At 41.7% G+C, this 17,388-nt stretch carries 14 protein-coding genes; 9 read left to right on the forward strand and 5 right to left on the reverse strand.

Annotation, left to right across the window (positions count from 1 at the left end):
• Positions 1 to 128: 128 nt before the first annotated feature.
• On the reverse strand, positions 129 to 683 hold the full coding sequence (locus tag ACVBIO_RS20605) for a PepSY domain-containing protein (protein ID WP_447169140.1): 555 nt from the start codon (positions 681 to 683) through the stop codon (positions 129 to 131).
• 517 nt (positions 684 to 1,200) lie between these two features.
• Between ACVBIO_RS20605 and cspE the strand changes: the two genes are divergently transcribed.
• Both cspE and ACVBIO_RS20615 read left to right on the forward strand, forming a co-directional pair.
• Entirely contained in the window at positions 1,201 to 1,413 is a 213-nt protein-coding gene (cspE, locus tag ACVBIO_RS20610) for a transcription antiterminator/RNA stability regulator CspE (protein WP_447159274.1), read from the forward strand.
• A 505-nt stretch (positions 1,414 to 1,918) separates the two neighbouring features.
• On the forward strand, positions 1,919 to 2,617 hold the full coding sequence (locus tag ACVBIO_RS20615) for a hypothetical protein (RefSeq protein ID WP_447166030.1): 699 nt from the start codon (positions 1,919 to 1,921) through the stop codon (positions 2,615 to 2,617).
• Between the two features lie 56 nt (positions 2,618 to 2,673).
• Here ACVBIO_RS20615 and ACVBIO_RS20620 read toward each other — a convergent pair whose 3' ends face one another.
• Positions 2,674 to 4,074 (reverse strand): inorganic diphosphatase, encoded by a 1,401-nt coding sequence (locus ACVBIO_RS20620; protein ID WP_447173330.1) that lies wholly within the window; start codon positions 4,072 to 4,074, stop codon positions 2,674 to 2,676.
• Positions 4,075 to 4,143: 69 nt separating this feature from the next.
• A complete protein-coding gene (locus ACVBIO_RS20625; RefSeq protein ID WP_447173331.1) occupies positions 4,144 to 5,172 on the reverse strand; it encodes a hypothetical protein in 1,029 nt (342 codons plus the stop codon).
• A gap of 1,010 nt (positions 5,173 to 6,182) precedes the next feature.
• Here ACVBIO_RS20625 and ACVBIO_RS20630 point away from each other — a divergent pair.
• The 7 genes from ACVBIO_RS20630 (at position 6,183) to cmoM (ending at position 14,856) form a co-directional block, all read left to right on the forward strand.
• The gene (locus ACVBIO_RS20630; RefSeq protein ID WP_447159275.1) at positions 6,183 to 6,590 is read left to right on the forward strand and encodes a LexA family protein; all 408 of its coding nucleotides are present in this window, start codon (positions 6,183 to 6,185) and stop codon (positions 6,588 to 6,590) included.
• Positions 6,591 to 6,592: 2 nt separating this feature from the next.
• Positions 6,593 to 7,846, forward strand: a complete 1,254-nt coding sequence (locus ACVBIO_RS20635; RefSeq protein ID WP_447173332.1) for a Y-family DNA polymerase — start codon at positions 6,593 to 6,595, stop codon at positions 7,844 to 7,846.
• 147 nt (positions 7,847 to 7,993) lie between these two features.
• A complete protein-coding gene (locus tag ACVBIO_RS20640; RefSeq protein ID WP_447159277.1) occupies positions 7,994 to 9,037 on the forward strand; it encodes an HlyD family secretion protein in 1,044 nt (347 codons plus the stop codon).
• A 1-nt stretch (position 9,038) separates the two neighbouring features.
• Positions 9,039 to 10,583 (forward strand): DHA2 family efflux MFS transporter permease subunit, encoded by a 1,545-nt coding sequence (locus tag ACVBIO_RS20645; protein ID WP_447173333.1) that lies wholly within the window; start codon positions 9,039 to 9,041, stop codon positions 10,581 to 10,583.
• Positions 10,584 to 11,073: 490 nt separating this feature from the next.
• Entirely contained in the window at positions 11,074 to 12,339 is a 1,266-nt protein-coding gene (codB, locus tag ACVBIO_RS20650; protein WP_447162751.1) for a cytosine permease, read from the forward strand.
• Positions 12,340 to 12,349: 10 nt separating this feature from the next.
• Positions 12,350 to 13,645, forward strand: a complete 1,296-nt coding sequence (locus tag ACVBIO_RS20655; protein ID WP_447173334.1) for a cytosine deaminase — start codon at positions 12,350 to 12,352, stop codon at positions 13,643 to 13,645.
• A 404-nt stretch (positions 13,646 to 14,049) separates the two neighbouring features.
• Positions 14,050 to 14,856, forward strand: coding sequence for a tRNA uridine 5-oxyacetic acid(34) methyltransferase CmoM (gene cmoM / locus ACVBIO_RS20660; RefSeq protein ID WP_447173335.1), 807 nt, complete (start codon positions 14,050 to 14,052; stop codon positions 14,854 to 14,856).
• Positions 14,857 to 15,164: 308 nt separating this feature from the next.
• On the opposite strand, the gene ACVBIO_RS20665 is transcribed toward cmoM, so the two are convergent.
• Both ACVBIO_RS20665 and ACVBIO_RS20670 read right to left on the reverse strand, forming a co-directional pair.
• Positions 15,165 to 15,803: a protein-disulfide isomerase gene (locus tag ACVBIO_RS20665; protein ID WP_447173336.1), complete on the reverse strand. Its 639-nt coding sequence runs from the start codon at positions 15,801 to 15,803 to the stop codon at positions 15,165 to 15,167.
• Positions 15,804 to 15,970: 167 nt separating this feature from the next.
• The gene (locus tag ACVBIO_RS20670; protein ID WP_447162748.1) at positions 15,971 to 17,017 is read right to left on the reverse strand and encodes a Preprotein translocase subunit SecY; all 1,047 of its coding nucleotides are present in this window, start codon (positions 17,015 to 17,017) and stop codon (positions 15,971 to 15,973) included.
• Positions 17,018 to 17,388 lie beyond the last annotated feature (371 nt).

Raw genomic sequence — 17,388 nt, forward strand, 5'->3', positions numbered from 1 at the left:
ATGATTATACGCCTATCCTTGACTCTTTTTAGAGTACAGTTTGATAAGCAGTTACACAAAGTTAGTTACAGTCTCAAGATCCCCTTTTTTAACTATTCATTGTTCGGCTCAAGTGTTCAACGAGAGAATTATTTTGTCACTGCTGTTGTCAATGCATTCACTTCAGTTTCAACTTGTTTACCATTGACTGTCATCAACTTGATTTCATAAGAAACATTACCGTGGTCATCATCAAGTTCAACGCTCCACGCTTTACCGCTAAATTGTATTTCTGCTTGCTTCACAACATCTGCAAACGATAAATATTGACCACTGTTCAAGCCAGATAAATACAATGCATCTTCTAATTTATCATCAGCGTCATGATCATCATTCTGACCACGATTGTCTGTTAAAATAACATCACCGGTTTGTGTGTTGATTGCGGTATAAATTTTCTCACCGTTTTTACCGATTAATTCAATTTCATAGAAAACGTGTCCCATTTTCACTTCACGCTCGGCTTCAACCGTTACGCCGCCTGTGTTGGCTTCAGCCAATGCGACAGCCTGAAGTAGAGAGACAGTGTCTTGATTAAAAGATTTAGGGGCATCACCTGCATTTGCAGAGCCAATGGCCATCATGGCGCTCAGTCCAAGCAGAGTTGAAATAGTTGTTGTTTTAAAAACTGATGTATTGTTCATGGTTAAATCCTCATTTGTTTTAATGCAGACAGGGTGTTTCCTTGTCGATGAGGCTACTTTACTTAAGACATCTTTCCGCAAGTTTTCCTGAACTATACATTTTTGTAAGGTTTCAAGGCGAAGTCATATTGCAAGAGATAGGTTTAGGCCTATTTCTCTTACCCTGACAGCTCTTCCCCTAGCCAAAGTCAATGAAGCCAAAGTCAATGAAGCTAAAGTTCAATGGAGCAATGCGGTCTAAAACGAAAATATGCATATAACTGTTAAATAAAGGTATTGCTTAAACAAGGCAAAATAAATCAAAAAAGCGCTGTACAAAAAACGCACAGCAGTTATTATATCGCTCAGTTGTTCAGAGAGTTATTAAATGCAGCATCAAGTACAAGTAAAGCTTCCACTATCAAAACCGTGTTTTGTAGCTAGACGTTTGCCTTATATTTTAGCGTAACATGATATAATTCAATAAATTAACATAGTGTTAATGTTGAACTTTTTAAAACTAAATAAGGGGCATCATATGTCTAACTCAACTACTGGTACTGTAAAATGGTTTAACGAAGACAAGGGATTCGGTTTCCTTGCTCAAGACAACGGTGGCGCTGACGTATTCGTACATTTTCGTGCTATCGCATCTGAAGGTTTCAAAACGCTTACTGAAGGTCAAAAAGTGACTTTCGAAGTAGAGCAAGGCCCAAAAGGTCCACAAGCAAGCAACGTAGTCGCTCTTTAATCAAGCGCTAATAACGTAAGCTGATATGCAAAAAAGGTCGCTAATGCGGCCTTTTTTTGTGCCTGTAATTTTGAAAAGTTGAATAAAAAGCCTTCTCGTAAACAAAGAAGATCAAGGCTTTCACATTGCATTTTAAGTGTAGTGGCGTGTTAACTTTCGCTAACTCGTTATAGATGGGCTTACCAGTTTATAATCAGAAAATGGTGATGGCGGCAGTTAACCCATCAGCTTCTTAGAAGCTCATATCTTTCCCACACGCCTAATTTCCCTATAACCCAGCTAATTTCATCTGTATTGTTACGGTCAATTTAGCCACCTAATCAGAGGTCCAAAAGCATCCATTAACAATGTGCCATTAGTGAACGCGATTCTCTCTTCGCTTACTTGCTGTTATAGATCAAGCTGATTGGCTCTGTTCTGCGCTAATATAAGTCTATTAACATTCCTAACCTCTCCTTTAAGGGCTAAGGTATGTGATAAATAAAGAACAAAAGGAATGTTCCCTATGAGTAATAAGTCTAGCCTGGCGATGCAGTCAACCGTTGCCTCTTTTATGGTGGTATTTGGTGGGATGAATTTTGCGGTAAATGCAAATGATACCGCTGATCTTGATAGACTATATGGTATGCCTGTTAGCGCTTCCCACGTAAAATATTATGAAGTTGATCCCCATGACAACATCATGCTCAACCCCTATCTTCAGGTCGCGAATGAGCAGTGGTCGGCAGTGATTGATGCTACGAAATCTGCCTATGATTGGTGCATAGATGAACAAGGCAAGCTTGTCATTATTCAGCCTGTGCCACACCCAAGGGGTCGTCAATATTCCGGTAAATTTGTTCGACCAGAAGATGGATATACAAAATTAACGGGGTATACAGAGAAATATGGACACGTTTCGGCGACTGCAGGGCAAAAAGCCAGATTTTGTGGTGAGATCGTCTACGATAAAAATGGAGAGCGTTGGCTAGTTAACAATAAATCTGGACGATACAGTAAACACATCGATGATCGTACACCTGACAAATTGATTTATGCCGCTAAACTAATTAGAAAGTGGGTTGAGACTGGTGGAGAGGCTTGGGGGCCTACTATTTATCTATTAGAATATGGTCCTGAAGACATTATGAAGGCCGCTTTTCACTCTCTAAATGTTTATTATGCGAATCCTGAAACTAAAAAAATGCCTTATATAATATTATAAACCCCCGCTTATCAGTTGAAGCGAGGGTTTATTACTTACTGGCGACTTAAATAAGCCTATTCTCCTAAAATGTAAGGTTTTTTCTTTTTCTTCTCGTCAAGATATTTTATTTGACTGCTGCCTTCGTATTTATTTTGAGTTGCTTCGTTACCATAGGCTAAGCGGTATTGCACTTCTCCCCATGGCTTGCCTGACGGGTTAACGGTTGCTTTGATTAGTTTAGCTACATTAGCTAGCTGCTCAGGAGTACGATCGACATTATTTTTAGAGTAGCGGCCTGACTTGTTGTTAATCACCCAAGTACCATCTTCAAATAAAATTTCGCCGCCTAGACGAGCAACACCACCCGCTACACCAGATGTGTGACCAAATTTCTCTTTTGGATATTTCTTCTTGCCGCCCTTAACTTTAACTTTTTTCTTTCTACCATCTTCAGGTCTGATATAGCCATTTTTGTAGATACGCCCCATCGGGTGCGTCGCTTCTTGGACAATCGCAACATTACCATCTGCGTTTACTATATAGTTATAGACGCCAACTTCAGGATCGATCACTGCTGGTTGGTCTATAGTCGCAACCTGTAAGTACGGGTTAAGCATAATGTCGTCGGCTTGATCAACTTCATAATATTTAATATAAGAAGGTAGCGTTAATGTACCGTATAGTTTATCTAACTCACTGTCGCCTTGGGCTGTTTGCCCCGCAAATTTGTAGCCATTATTTTTAGAACCAGGCCAGAAATGTAACTTTGGGTTACCATTTTTTTGCAGCGCGATTTTATCTTGATCACTAATTTGGCCCTCTTCGTAAGCTAAGATTGAGTCACCGATAAGTTGAATCGCTGTGTTTTTATCTTTAAATCCACGCGCTTCAAGCTTAAAGTTACCTTTCTCATCGCGGCCTTTATAAGAAGTAAACCAAGTTTTGACAATAGTGGTAATGCCTGGAAACTTATCATCTAGACATGCAACATCACTACATACAGAAAGTGGACTACCATCTTGAACCATCAGAATTTTATAATCATTTTCGCCACCGTCCACTAGATCTAAGACGGCAATTGGGCGTGCTTTAATTACTGAGCCAATTGGCACTGCTGGACCCAAGACTAAAACATCCATTGGGTCACCGTCACCACCTTGATCTTTTGGTAAAATAGTTCTCGGGATCATACCGTAGTTGCCAGGGTATCCAAGATATTTTACATAACGTGGTTTACCGTTTTTCTGCTCCAGCTCTAACATGCCAGTTTTCTTATTTACTTCATATTTTGCAGTTTGGCCAGCAGGGATCTCGACGACGACATTGACGGTGCCATCGATGTTATGAGCACTATATCCAGAGAGAAAATTTTTCTCTCCTTGGAGTACTGAAACATGAGGAGCGACGCTAGCCATTGCTGTTGTTGTTAAACAAACAGCCGCTGCAACTAATGTGTAAGACAGTATTCTCTTCATTATCTTTATCCTAAGTTATTAAAAAAAAGTGTTTTATTGTAGAGTTTTGTTTACATACTTCTGGTGCAATTATGATGGGTCGTCATTAAATGCCACTGTCCCATCTGGATTCTTAGCTGGCTCTTTGTAGGACCTTAAATCTACATCTTTAAGCTGTGTAAACTTTTTAAGCTTCAATCCGCCTTTGCGCAAGTAGGTCGTTTTTGAGCCGCGCCAAACTGAATTTTTTGGTAAACCAATTTCGCTATCCATCTGCGCGTACATTTTTTGCATGAACTTTTCAGCTGTAATATGAGTTTCAGCCATGTCGTAGTAATCCCCAGTAGGGTAGCCAAATGAGAAATCATAGACAAATGCGTGCTCTCCCCCCTCAATGGGTAGCCATGCTTCCATGGAGATCCCCGCAGGAAAAGGCAAACCAGGAAGGATCATGAACCCAGGCTTCATCCTGACACTGTATGCACCAACACCTTCAAGGGGAATGCTTGGGTCAAGACCTAGGGTTTCTAGTTGTGGAACATATTGAGCAAAGTCAGCTAGCGTTTTTGGTAAATTGGTAAGTTCAACTTCTACTTTTACTGATTTTTCTAAGTAGGTATCGAGTAAGTGATTAGCAGCAGGACCTACATTCTCTTCAACAGATGCATCCTCTTCATCTTCCATAGCGGTAAATACGAGTTCAGGCTTTTCTCTATCGATAAACTTAACTGTTAACGCAGACGAAGAGGGCTTTCCTTCTAAATATTTTGTCGTGATTCTGACAACATATCCAAGCTTGGTTAGATCCCCTTTTGGCGTGTCGTAATACACTTTGGTTGAAAAAGTCAGTCCATCGGCATCAAAGGTTTTCTCTTCAAGCTGAATGTTTTCCTTTTTTGCAAATGCTTTAACTTTATTCCAAATCGTTTGTAAGCCTTCTTGAGGGGTCAGCCCCGCCTTAGCAGGGTCGATGAGAAACTTCATCTCTCTCGCTTCAACGATCTCTAATGCTTCAGGGTGCTTTTTTATCTGGACCTCATGAGGTAAAGCTGTTGCAGCTTGTACTGTGCTTGCTGTAAATAGTGAAAGAATCAGTGTTAAAGCCAGTGTTGTTTTCATAAATTTGAACCTCAAAAATAGTTAATCCAGCAGTAGCGGTTACATATTTGGTGCCATTAACCTTTATTACGAATAAATTTGCTCAAATAACCAATCAAAAACGTTGCTTAACCGTTATTTAAAACAAGTTATTTGTAACTAACTTAGTGCTAATCTAGCCTCCTCAAAAACAATAGTATTGATCTGCGTCAATCATATGTTCGGGTTTTGCAGTGGGCATGTAGCAACTTTGATATAGATCTAGTTTTAAGCATATCTGACAACTACTTGATCACGGAAAGGGGGGGGCAGATTTTTTTAGCTAGCATTTCGAGTAATGGACGTTTTGTATGAGAGCCATGATTACATTTTATTTACTTTTTATAGCGACAGATTGTTGCTGATTGCGCGTGGTTGGTATATCAATTTTTCAGGTTCTTTTTAAAATCATTTCAAGTAAAAACGAATGCTTTTACCTAGCAAATAAAGGGGTTTAAATAAATGAATTATGGGATCAATTACTTTCACTACAATGCATTACGTGCTTTTAAATATAGTTTTATCAATTAAAAACAACAACTGAAAAAGAGTGATGCAAGAGGCTCAATAATGGGAGGCTTGCCTCTAACTACTTACCTAAAGTAGATTCATCTTACATAGAGCAAAGCTAAACTTAACAAACCAACAAGCAAAATCAGATAATGAAACATAAACAATTACACCTAACCCCCTTAATGGTTGATTGCATTTTTAGGTTGCAACTTGTTAAAAGCTTACATCGGTATACTTAAAATCCCCTCGCCTCTTAGACAGCCCCGAGTCTTATGAAAAATTTCACCTAAGCTTTTTGCATAGGAGATATGTTATGGGTGGATAACGATATACCCAGAATTTAAAGAAGAAGCCGTTAAACTACTATTATGCGTGGCTGTTTTAAACTGCATTCTGCTCACAGAAAGTTGTCATCCTTATTGCGCAAAATCACATAAAACCACTATACTGTATAAATATACAGTTAACTATTTTTTAGCATGAACATAATTCCAATTTCAGCCAGTGCAGGCATAACAGGTTTTGAATCCCCTGCCACCGATTACAAGCAACTGCCGTTAAGTCTTGATGAATTACTGATTGAGCATCCGAGCTCGACCTTTATTGGCCATGCTTGTGGTGACTCTATGCAGGGGGTCGGCATATTCGATGGCGACATTTTAATAGTCGATAGGCATGTTGATGTGCGTAATCAAGACGTTATCGTGGCAAATTTTAACGGTTCATTTGTTTGTAAGATTATTGATAAGGTGAACAGATTGCTGTTATCTGCCAATGAATCTCACATGAGCACGCCTATCCTCGAGCACGACACTTTTAGTGTTGAAGGCGTGGTGATCCGCTCTATTCGCTGCCATCGTAAAAGCCCAATTCTAGAGAACGACTAACCATGTATGCGCTTGTCGATGCGAATTCTTTTTATTGCAGCGCTGAGCAGGTTTTTAGACCTGACTGGCGTAACCGCCCTATCATAGTGCTAAGTAATAACGATGGAATGATTGTTGCGGCTAACAGATTGGCAAAAGAGGCCGGAATTAACAAGTTCGGCCCTTACTTTGAAGCGCAAAAACTGTGTGAGCAAAAAGGTGTTATCGCGCTATCTTCAAATTATGAGCTTTATGGCTCATTATCTGCTGCCATGATGGAGGTGATTGGCCATTTTGCGCCTGAGCAGCATATTTATAGTATCGATGAGTCATTCTTATCGTTTAAGCACTGTTACCCCGCTATCCCTTGTTTAACTGAGCATGCGATGAAGATAAGGCGCGCCGTTTGGAAAGAAACACGGCTTCCTGTCTGTGTGGGGATTGGCTCGACGCTCACTCTGGCTAAGGTCGCCAATCACGCAGCTAAGAAAATACCCGGCTATAAAGGTGTTTGCGCCATTACCTGTGATGAACAGCGCATTGCCATTTTAAAAACCATGAAGACCGACGATGTATGGGGGGTTGGCAGACGTATATCTAACAGACTTGCGATGATGAATATTCACAGTGCTTTTGCCTTGTCACAGATGAAAGTCGGTATCGCAAGCAAGCAATTTAGTATCGAGCTTGAGCGTACCGTCCGTGAGTTGAACGGCGAAGTGTGCAAAACATGGGATGAAGCACGAGCTGACAAGCAACAGATCTTTTCTACCCGCAGTGTTGGTAACCGAATAACCGACATAACATCATTGTGTCAGGCGTTAAGCAAGCATGCATCAACCGCCGCGGCCAAAGCCAGGGCTCAAGGCTCACTCTGCCAAAGCATGTTAATTTTCGCTTCTAATTCCCCTTTTGATGAGCAGCCTAGCGGTTTTAAGTTTGTGCATCATTTTGCTTATCCAACGAATGACACGTGTGAATTGATAGAAGCTGCAACACGCGCGGCTATCGTCAGATTCAACTCCTCTATTCGTTATTACAAAATCGGCGTTGGACTAATTAATCTGTGTAGTGAGGCCAACCTGCAGCAGGACTTGTTCGAAAGCAGCAGAAACCCTAATAGAATGCAGGTATTAGATAGCATTAATGCTAAATATGGCACTGACGCACTGTTTCTGGCCGCTCAAGGCATATCACAGAAATGGGGCATGCGCAGAGAGATGCTTACCCCCCAATATACCACCCGCTGGAAAGACATCCCTATCATTAAATGTTGATGGGGACTTTCTAAATTTTTTTAACGACTTACATTGTTACTGAAACAAACTAGGACTAGTATTTGTTGAGACGAATGAACGCCTTGAAGCGTTATGAGTCTTCACCCCCTTCTCGACGACTGTCGAATAACCGGACTGGTTAACATTATGAGCGAAAATTCAACACAAGCACCATCCCATCTAGTACGTAATCTTATTCTTGCAGCCGTAGTGCTCGCAGTACTTGTTACTCTGAGTTATTTCTATATTCAACATCAAAAAAACTATCCGAGCACAGATGACTCTTATGTACATGCCAATATTATCTACATCGCTCCACAAGTCAGCGGCAAAGTCGTCAGTGTTAATGCATCTGATTATCAAAAGATTAGTCAAGGTGACTTATTGGTGCAGATCGACCCAGCTCCCTTTCAAGCTAAACTAGATGAAGCTCGCGCAGCCTATGAAATGGCGCTGCAAAATAATGCGGCAACCGATGATGCCATACTGGCTGCGAGTGCCAATGTTAAAAGTGCCGTCGCTCAATTATCTGATGCTCAGGTAACCTATAAACGTATTAAAGACTTAGTCGATAAAGAGTTGTTGCCTGCTCAGCAACTTGACGACTCGCGTGCCAAGCTATCGGCAGCTGAACAGAGTGTTATCGCCGCGCGGGCAACCATGGCTCAACTGATCAAATCTCAAGGTGCGCACGGTAATGCTGCGCCAGAAGTGAAAAAAGCGGCTGCAGCACTGAGTCAGGCAAGTTTATCGCTTTCATACACTAATATTTTCGCGCCTAAAAACGGCATTTTAGGTAAATTAAGTGCTCATGCTGGTAGCGTTGTATCTCCAGGGCAAGCGCTTGTGCCTTTAGTTGTTGATAACACGTATTGGGTTCAAGCTAATTTTAAAGAAACCCAACTTGAACGATTGACCGCAGGCCAGAGTGCAACAATCACCCTAGACCTTTACCCTAAGGTGGATTATCACGGCACAATTGAAGCCATTTCACCGGCCAGTGGCGCTTCCTTTACGCTGTTGCCGCCTGAAAATGCCACGGGAAACTGGGTTAAAGTGCCACAACGTTTCCCTGTGTTAATTCGCCTCTCTAACGAAAGTGAGCATCCTGACTTTCCACTACGTGTGGGTGCAAGTGCTAACGTAACCATTGATACGATTGATAGCCAACCAAAGCATCAAGAGAAGTAACATGAGCGATAATTCAGAGACAATGCCTAATACTGATGACAGTCAGGTATTGAGTGAAAGCAGCCGCAAACTCGTCACGTTAGCGGTAATGCTATCTGCCATCATGGTATTGCTTGATATGACCATCGCCAATGTTGCCTTACCGCATATGATGGGGGCATTGGGGGTCACGTCTGATCAAATTACCTGGGTACTGACTTCTTATTCTATGGCTGAAGCGATATTTATTCCGCTAGCCAGTTTCCTCGCGCTTAAATTTGGTGTGCGTAATCTACTGTTGGTTTCAGTGAGTGGCTTTATGATCAGCTCTGCACTTTGTGGACAAGCAGATAGCATTGCTGAAATGGTCACCTTTAGGGTGATGCAAGGAGCATTTGGGGCTTCGGTTATCCCACTATCTCAGTCAATAATGGTGCAGATCTATCCCGCAAGCCAACGTGGTAAAGCCATGGCACTGTTTAGTGTCGGGATATTACTAGGGCCTATTTTAGGGCCGACACTGGGTGGCGTTATTACCGAGAATATGAATTGGCGCTGGATTTTTTATGTGAACCTCCCCGTTGGCGCTGTCTGCCTTACGCTGATTTACTTATTTGTTAAGCTCGGTGGTAAAGGTAAACCTAAAATTGATTGGCCAATCGTCATCGCAATGACCATTGGTATTGGTTTGTTGCAGATGGTGCTCGACCGAGGGAATCAAGAGTCCTGGTTTGAGTCTAATACCATCTTGTTTGCCACCATTATTAGCGTAATTGCGATAGTTTTCTTTGTCGCGCGCTCTTTTATTACTAAGAGTGATATCGCGCCAGTGTGGTTGTTACGCGATCGTAACCTTGCTATGTCATGCCTTGTGATGGCGGGTTTCTCAATGGGGATGTTTGGCATTACTCAGCTGCAACCCATGATGCTGGAACAGCTATTGAATTATCCGGTTGAAACAACTGGTTTTGCTATGGCACCAAGGGGCCTAGCATCAGCTATTGTTTTGCTAGGAATGGCACGTTACATGGACAAAATCGATGCGAGGCTACTTATCGCAGTTGGCCTATCGCTTAATGCCCTTGGCACCTATTTGATGACTCAGTATTCACTTGAAATTGATATTTACTGGATTTTACTGCCGAGTATTATACAAGGTGCGGGAATGGGATTGGTTTTTGCACCGCTAAGTCAGCTGGCCTATGCAACCCTATCACCGAAAGAAACGATTAGTGGTGCTGTGGTGTTTAATTTGTGCCGAACTATTGGTGGCTCTTTCGGCATATCTATCGTTAATACCTATTTCTCGCGGATCCAGCAACAAGAGTGGAACCAGTTAGGCGGCGCTCTTTCGCCAAGTAACACTGTTTTACAGAACGCGGCGCAGATGCAAGGTACTACGATCACTGACCCGTCATTTATAGCCCAACTGCAGAATATACTGCAGCAGCAATCAACATTAACGGCGTTCGTGTATACGTTCGGTTTTTTACTGGTCTCCTACTTATGTTTAATTCCGCTACTGGCTTTATTTAAACCTAAGCCCAAAATTGAATCGGCTCCATAACTCAATTCACATTTTCTAACTATGCTGGCAGTTTAAAATAATAAGCTAAGCGTTCTATCAGAGGACGCTTAGCTTTTATCATTTAGTCTTAAATGTCGAGAATCCAGGCTTCACTTCGATAACACTAGGGTGATGATTAATTTACGCTCGATAAATGGATTTATATCAGCCTACTTTTTACGTTTAAGCTTTTGATACAAACTTCGACATAAGTTAACGCCCCCGCTCCAAGCGGGCTGCCATTAACATTTAATGTTGTTATCCGCCTCATTTTACATCGTTCTACAACTAAGTATTAGCTTTATTTATACGGCTTGATTACGTTTGTTTTTATTTATTAGATTCGCTTCTATATTTGCTTGACTCTGCGTCAACAATCACTAAACTACGCGCCGTTTGCCTGATGTGCAACTGCTGTAGCCCTGTATTGGCGTAGCTTTTTCGTTTTAGGTAAGCCGTGTATTTTCTTTATTTAATCCAAGGACAATAAATGGCAAGCGATAATAATTATAGTTTAACCCCGGTACCGATATCGGCACGTAAAGGGGTGCTTTCTCTAACAATGGTGATGTTAGGGTTAACCTTTTTTTCAGCAAGTATGTGGACAGGAGGAACACTCGGCACTGGCCTCTCCTTTAATGATTTTGTTCTCGCAGTTCTCATTGGTAATTTAATTCTCGGTATTTACACTTCGTTTCTTGGTTACATCGGCGCTCAATCTGGTCTTTCGACTCATCTCCTCGCTCGTTACTCTTTCGGTTTAAAAGGTTCTTGGTTACCCTCGCTACTTCTCGGTGGCACTCAAGTTGGTTGGTTTGGTGTTGGCGTTGCTATGTTTGCTATCCCAGTCCAAAAAGCCACAGGCATCGACACTAATCTGCTTATCATTATCTCGGGTCTATTAATGACCATCACAGTTTACTTCGGTATCGGCGCGATTATGATTTTATCCGCCATAGCAGTTCCTGCAATCGCACTATTTGGTGGTTTCTCAGTTGTTCAAGCGGTTGATACCATGGGCGGGATGCAAGGTTTAATGGCTGTTGAGCCACAAAATCCAATTGATTTTAATACCGCCTTGGTTTTGGTTGTTGGCTCGTTCATTTCAGCTGGCACACTGACTGCAGATTTTGTTCGCTTTGGTAAGAACCCAAAAACTGCCGTGTTTGTCACTATGTTTGCCTTCTTCGTGGGTAACTCACTGATGTTTATCTTTGGCGCTGCAGGCGCGGCGGCAACAGGCCAAGCCGATATTTCAGAGGTGATGATTGCACAAGGCTTATTGATCCCAGCGATTATCATCTTAGGCTTAAATATTTGGACCACTAACGATAATGCGCTATATGCTTCAGGCCTTGGTTTTGCAAACATTACCGGCTTACCGAGTAAATACTTATCGATTTTTAACGGCATAATCGGCACCCTGTGTGCACTATGGTTATATAATAACTTCGTCGGCTGGTTAACCTTCTTGTCTGCGGCAATCCCGCCGATTGGTGGCATTATTATCGCCGACTACCTTCGAAACCGCGAAAAATACAAAGACTTTGCCAATGCCAAGTTTGCGACTGTCAATTGGGCTGCGATTAGCGGCGTCATGATAGGCGTACTGGCAGGCCATTTGTTACCTGGCATAGTGCCAATTAATGCTGTGCTTGCTGGCGCCTTCAGCTATCTATTAATAGATGAAGTTCAGGTTCGTATAGGCAAACAGAATTTAGTTAAATCAGATTGTAAAAATGCTACCAATGCATAAGGAAAACTCCATGTCATCAGCAAATATGTTGATCAAAAACGTATCGCTAAGCGGTAAAGAAGGCCTTTATCAACTACTCATTGAAGGTGGTCAGTTTAAAGCGATTGTGCCAATGGCTGATAGCATTGAGCTGCCAAGCTCTGCGTCATTAGAGATCATCGATGGCGAAGGCGGTATGGCTGTAGCTCCTTTTTGTGAGCCTCATGTCCACTTAGATACAACGCAAACCGCTGGCGAGCCAAGCTGGAATATTTCAGGCACCTTGTTCGAAGGTATCGAGCGTTGGTCTGAGCGTAAATCTATGCTGTCTATCGAAGACGTTAAGTCTCGCGCTAAGCAAACGCTAAAGTGGCAAATAGCCAACGGTATTCAACATGTTCGTACTCACGTTGATGTGTCTGATCCAACCTTGATTGCACTTAAAGCTATGCTTGAAGTGAAAGAAGAGATGAAAGACTGGGTCGATATCCAGATTGTGGCTTTCCCGCAAGAAGGTATTTTGTCTTACCCTAACGGTAAAGAGCTGCTAGAAGAAGCCGTTAAACTTGGCGCGGATGTGATTGGCGCAATCCCCCACTTTGAATTTACCCGAGAATACGGCGTTGAGTCATTGCATTATGTATTTGAGCTAGCGCGTAAATACGACCGCCTTATCGATGTGCATTGTGATGAGATTGATGATGAGCAGTCGCGATTTGTGGAAACCGTTGCAGCCCTTGCCCATAAATATCAAATGGGCGAGCGCGTAACGGCGAGTCACACCACGGCGATGCATTCATATAATGGTGCTTATGCGTCGCGTCTGTTCCGCTTACTTGGTATGTCGGGCATTAACTTTGTCGCTAACCCGCTGGTTAATATCCACTTGCAAGGTCGCTTTGACGATTACCCTAAGCGCCGTGGTATTACCCGTGTGAAAGAGATGCTCGCCGCTGACATTAATGTTTGTTTCGGTCACGACGATATTTTCGATCCTTGGTATCCGCTCGGTACAGCTAACATGTTGCAGGTGCTGCACATGGGTCTACATGTTTGCCAAATCATGGGTTACGATCAAATCAACAACTCGCTTGAGCTTATCACCAGCAAGTCTGCCCGTACGCTAAATATTCAAGATCAGTATGGGATTGAACTTGGCAAGCCTGGTAACTTGCTCGTTCTACCTGCCGACAATGGATTTGATGCGGTTCGCCGTCAGGTTCCTGTTCGTTATTCAATACGCCAAGGTAAGGTGCTGGCTGAAACTCAAATTGCCACCACGCAGATCCATTTGGCTGAATTAGAGAGTGTGACCTTCCGTCGTTAAACAGTATAACCTCAGTTTCAGACCATTGAAGTGATCATCACAAGTGGTTCAAGATTGTAAAAAACGGCTAAGCTAACCAGCTTAGCCGTTTTTTTATCTGCAAGTGTTGCATTAAAAATGCTTGAAGCCATTAGTTGTAGAGTTAAACCCCGAAGTGAATCCACAATCACGTTTTATGCAAAATAAGAAATATAACCTCGGGAATTTTTGATACCTTCATTCAGTTTTCTGCATATCTAGTCGCCACGATTTCAGTCTTCGTATGCAAAACCAAGTTAATGCCCTTCTCCTCCACGTTTTTAAAAAGCTTTAGATTGTACTGATGGTAGTGTGATTTTCATTTCTATGATTTGATTTTTATGCAAGCTATGAGAAAATCCGCGCCCACGTAATGTAGCCGCAAAATGATGACCCAAGTGATAGAAGATAGAAATTTTGATGATTTAGCTCATAAGTTTGCCGCCAGTATTTACGGCACCGCTAAAGGCGAAATAAGGCAAACCGTTGTTTGGCAAGATATTGAACAGATCTTGTTGATGCTATCTAACGATAAATCGGCCAATACCGCGAGTGAGCTCAGTGTGCTTGATGCGGGCGGGGGTCTAGCGCAACTATCACAAAAAATTGCAGCACTTGGCCATAATGTCAGCCTATGCGATCTATCAAGTGAAATGCTCACTCTGGCTAAGCAAGATATTAGTGGCAATCAGCTGTTGGATAAGTACCAGTTTATTCATAGCCCAGTGCAAAACATTGCTGAGCACTTACAAGCTCCTGTCGATTTAATCCTGTTTCATGCGGTGATGGAGTGGTTAGCGGAGCCGATTCAGGCGTTATCTACACTGTGTGAGCAGGTCAAACCTGGCGGCATTATTTCGGTGATGTTTTATAACTATAATGGTCTGCTATTTAAGAATTTAATCTGTGGCAACCTTAACCATATTGAAAAAGGGATGCCCCACCGTAAACGGTTTAAGTTACAACCTCAGCAGGGAATAAAGCCAGAATTGGTATATGGATGCCTTGAGCAAGCGGGTTTTAATATTTTGGGGAAAACCGGCGTTAGAACTTTTCATGACTATATGCAAAACCATGATATGGGAGACTTTCGTTTTGAGCAGATTGTTGCCATGGAGCAGAAGCTATGTCGTCAAGAGCCATTTTTATCGTTAGGCCGCTATATTCATGTTTATGCACAAAAATGGGTATAAAAATAGCACTATTAATCCCCGTTTAACCTTGTGTTGATAAAATAACCGTGACAAAAGTTGGAGCAAAAGTATCACAAGAGGTGCTTTATGTTTATTGGTACAGGGTTAACATTGAAATGGCTAGGGCTGGTGATCTTTTATATTGTGCTCATAAGGATCTGCTCTAAATAAGTCACTTTATGCGGTGATGATTATGCAGTAATTGTTTAGAGTAACCGCTTGAATGGCTATAAAATCGCGCTAACAATAACTCACTGTTAGCGCTTTAGCACAATTACACTATCCGCATTTAACTATCGCAAGGCGGCCTAACTTAACGCTGCTAACTCTTTTTGTACCGCTATCACGACATCTTCAGGTTTAGCTAAATACTGTGAGTGATCGATAAAGATAGCATCATCACCATAAGTCAGCACGAGTACAGGAAACGCCGATGTTCCAATGGCCTCTCCTATGTCAGCAATCCCCGCCAACACACTTTCAGCTTCGTGGCTGATAACATCTTTAAAAACTTTATTAGAAGGCGAAAGCTTGTGTTGTGCAATGATAGGCTCGAAATCTTCTCTAGAATTTAATGGATTGCCAGTAACAAAGTGTTGCTTTTGCAGTGCTTGTAGCAATTCAAACTCTTTATCAGCCTGTTTAGACTGAGCCCAAGACATGAAGTTAGCGCTCTTGATTGAGTTAACTTTAGTGCTGACTTGTTTTACGTAGTCATCACCAAAAACGACTGGACTGATAGCGCGAACTTGCGAGACCTGATCCTTTTTAGGGGCATCTTTGCCATTATAGTGGGCACAATGTAGTAAATGAATTTCGGTAAAATCAAAAGCATTAATCAGTTCAGCAGCGATAGGTGTAACTGCATAGCTCCATGGACAATGAGAGTCGTAGATAAAATAAAGCGTTAAAGATTCGTTGTGAGTATTTGTCTGATTGGCTGGCATTGACGATGATCTTGTTCATATATTATGTAATGCCGATCCTAAGGGCTTTATTGTCTTTATTCAAACAGCAATCTTGTTTATCTGGAACATTTTTATAAAAAGGGCATAAAAAAAGGAAGTAACTTGTCAGATACTTCCTTTTCGGCTGAAATAGCTCGTTATTACGATTATATGGCTTCTGGTTCTAAGACCGGGTTGACACCTTGCCATTGAAAATGATTATTTGGCTTTTTAGTCACTATGCCTTCACTAAACATTTTACTGAAAATGTCATCAACCTCTTCAGCACTGATCTTCAAGTACTGACTCACCGCGCGTTTACTGCAATTAACTCGATTTGCACCTAATGCATCGATTACTTGCTCATAAGTCGACTTAGCTTCTGGCTCGTTGAGTTGTTTAGGCTCAAACAGAGGAATAAAACCGGTTTCATCACTATGTAATCGTCTATAAGCATCTAGCGTAATAGGTTCAAGTTGCGCCGATTGTTGTTTAAATCGTTGTCGAAAACGATTTTCTTCACCAATTAGCCCCACAAAAAATGCGGCAAAGAAATCCAATAAAATGGATAAGAACACCACTAATCCAAGCTGCGCTGTCTCAGCTTTAATATTCAATGACATTGCTAGACTTTCAATTAAGCCAACAATCGAACCTTGGCTTACAACCGGGATGCTGTCTCTCTGGATGGCTAGCTGTTGTTGCTGCTCACGTAATTTATTGTTCTCTTTTTGAATTCGCATCACACCGGTAGCAATTCGCTCCATCTGGATGTACTTTTCAGCGGCAACATTGTTAAGTGCAATCTGCTTGTCGATAGCATCGATTTGCATATTAAAGGCATTAGCCTTGCTCTGCTGCACATGAACATGTTCTTGGGCCTTGTTCGTGGCGCTGTTGATCCCGCCAATAGAACCGCCAATAGAGATGGCAGCCAACACGGCATAAAAGCCAAGCGCTGAAAACATGCCAATAAAGTTCTTCCTAGAGTAACGTTCACCGACTTCATACCACGCAAAGAATTTACCGAGTTCAAAAATGACGGCTAATCCACCAAATAACAACTGCATGACAGGATCATCATCAATTGAAAGAAACAGTAATAATGAAAAGATAATCGAGGCTAAGATAGATGCGCCCGTGAAGCTGTAAACACTCCACATAGCAAACTTGCCTTTTGGAAAACGAACTGCGTGATTTTGATTGTAAAGCATAGTGGACTTCTAATATTAGACTTATAAGTGAAAATAGGAAGGAAACTCTGAGTATGTATTACTTGAGAATATAAGCGTTTAGCTTACACTAATTCAGACTAATTCTCTTCAACTAACTTAGTTACTAGAATCTTATGCGCAATATTCAGCCGGATATTAAATTTATGCTAATTCAATGTTTGAATTCAGATGATTAACTGGCAAGTTGTACCGCTTATGTCGAGAATTTAGGAGTAAACGTACAAGCCTTTATATTAATTTGGTTCAATCTATCGTTTTTCCAAAGTTAAATGAGTCAGAGTCTGACGAATCCCCACAAAAAGATAAACAGAAATAATGAGATAGGCAAAATAATAAGGAACATTCATGGC

The sequence above is a fragment of the Shewanella sp. 0m-8 genome, from assembly GCF_052977265.1.

What these genes read in the sequence shown, in the direction of transcription:
- ACVBIO_RS20615 (WP_447166030.1), top strand. Translation starts at nt 1,919, where the DNA reads ATGAGTAATAAGTCTAGCCTGGCGATGCAGTCAACCGTTGCCTCTTTT.
- ACVBIO_RS20655 (WP_447173334.1), top strand. Translation starts at nt 12,350, where the DNA reads ATGTCATCAGCAAATATGTTGATCAAAAACGTATCGCTAAGCGGTAAA.
- ACVBIO_RS20635 (WP_447173332.1), top strand. Translation starts at nt 6,593, where the DNA reads ATGTATGCGCTTGTCGATGCGAATTCTTTTTATTGCAGCGCTGAGCAG.
- cmoM (WP_447173335.1), top strand. Translation starts at nt 14,050, where the DNA reads ATGATGACCCAAGTGATAGAAGATAGAAATTTTGATGATTTAGCTCAT.
- codB (WP_447162751.1), top strand. Translation starts at nt 11,074, where the DNA reads ATGGCAAGCGATAATAATTATAGTTTAACCCCGGTACCGATATCGGCA.
- ACVBIO_RS20620 (WP_447173330.1), bottom strand. Translation starts at nt 4,074, where the DNA reads ATGAAGAGAATACTGTCTTACACATTAGTTGCAGCGGCTGTTTGTTTA.
- ACVBIO_RS20670 (WP_447162748.1), bottom strand. Translation starts at nt 17,017, where the DNA reads ATGCTTTACAATCAAAATCACGCAGTTCGTTTTCCAAAAGGCAAGTTT.
- ACVBIO_RS20665 (WP_447173336.1), bottom strand. Translation starts at nt 15,803, where the DNA reads ATGCCAGCCAATCAGACAAATACTCACAACGAATCTTTAACGCTTTAT.
- ACVBIO_RS20645 (WP_447173333.1), top strand. Translation starts at nt 9,039, where the DNA reads ATGAGCGATAATTCAGAGACAATGCCTAATACTGATGACAGTCAGGTA.
- ACVBIO_RS20605 (WP_447169140.1), bottom strand. Translation starts at nt 683, where the DNA reads ATGAACAATACATCAGTTTTTAAAACAACAACTATTTCAACTCTGCTT.
- ACVBIO_RS20630 (WP_447159275.1), top strand. Translation starts at nt 6,183, where the DNA reads ATGAACATAATTCCAATTTCAGCCAGTGCAGGCATAACAGGTTTTGAA.
- cspE (WP_447159274.1), top strand. Translation starts at nt 1,201, where the DNA reads ATGTCTAACTCAACTACTGGTACTGTAAAATGGTTTAACGAAGACAAG.
- ACVBIO_RS20640 (WP_447159277.1), top strand. Translation starts at nt 7,994, where the DNA reads ATGAGCGAAAATTCAACACAAGCACCATCCCATCTAGTACGTAATCTT.
- ACVBIO_RS20625 (WP_447173331.1), bottom strand. Translation starts at nt 5,172, where the DNA reads ATGAAAACAACACTGGCTTTAACACTGATTCTTTCACTATTTACAGCA.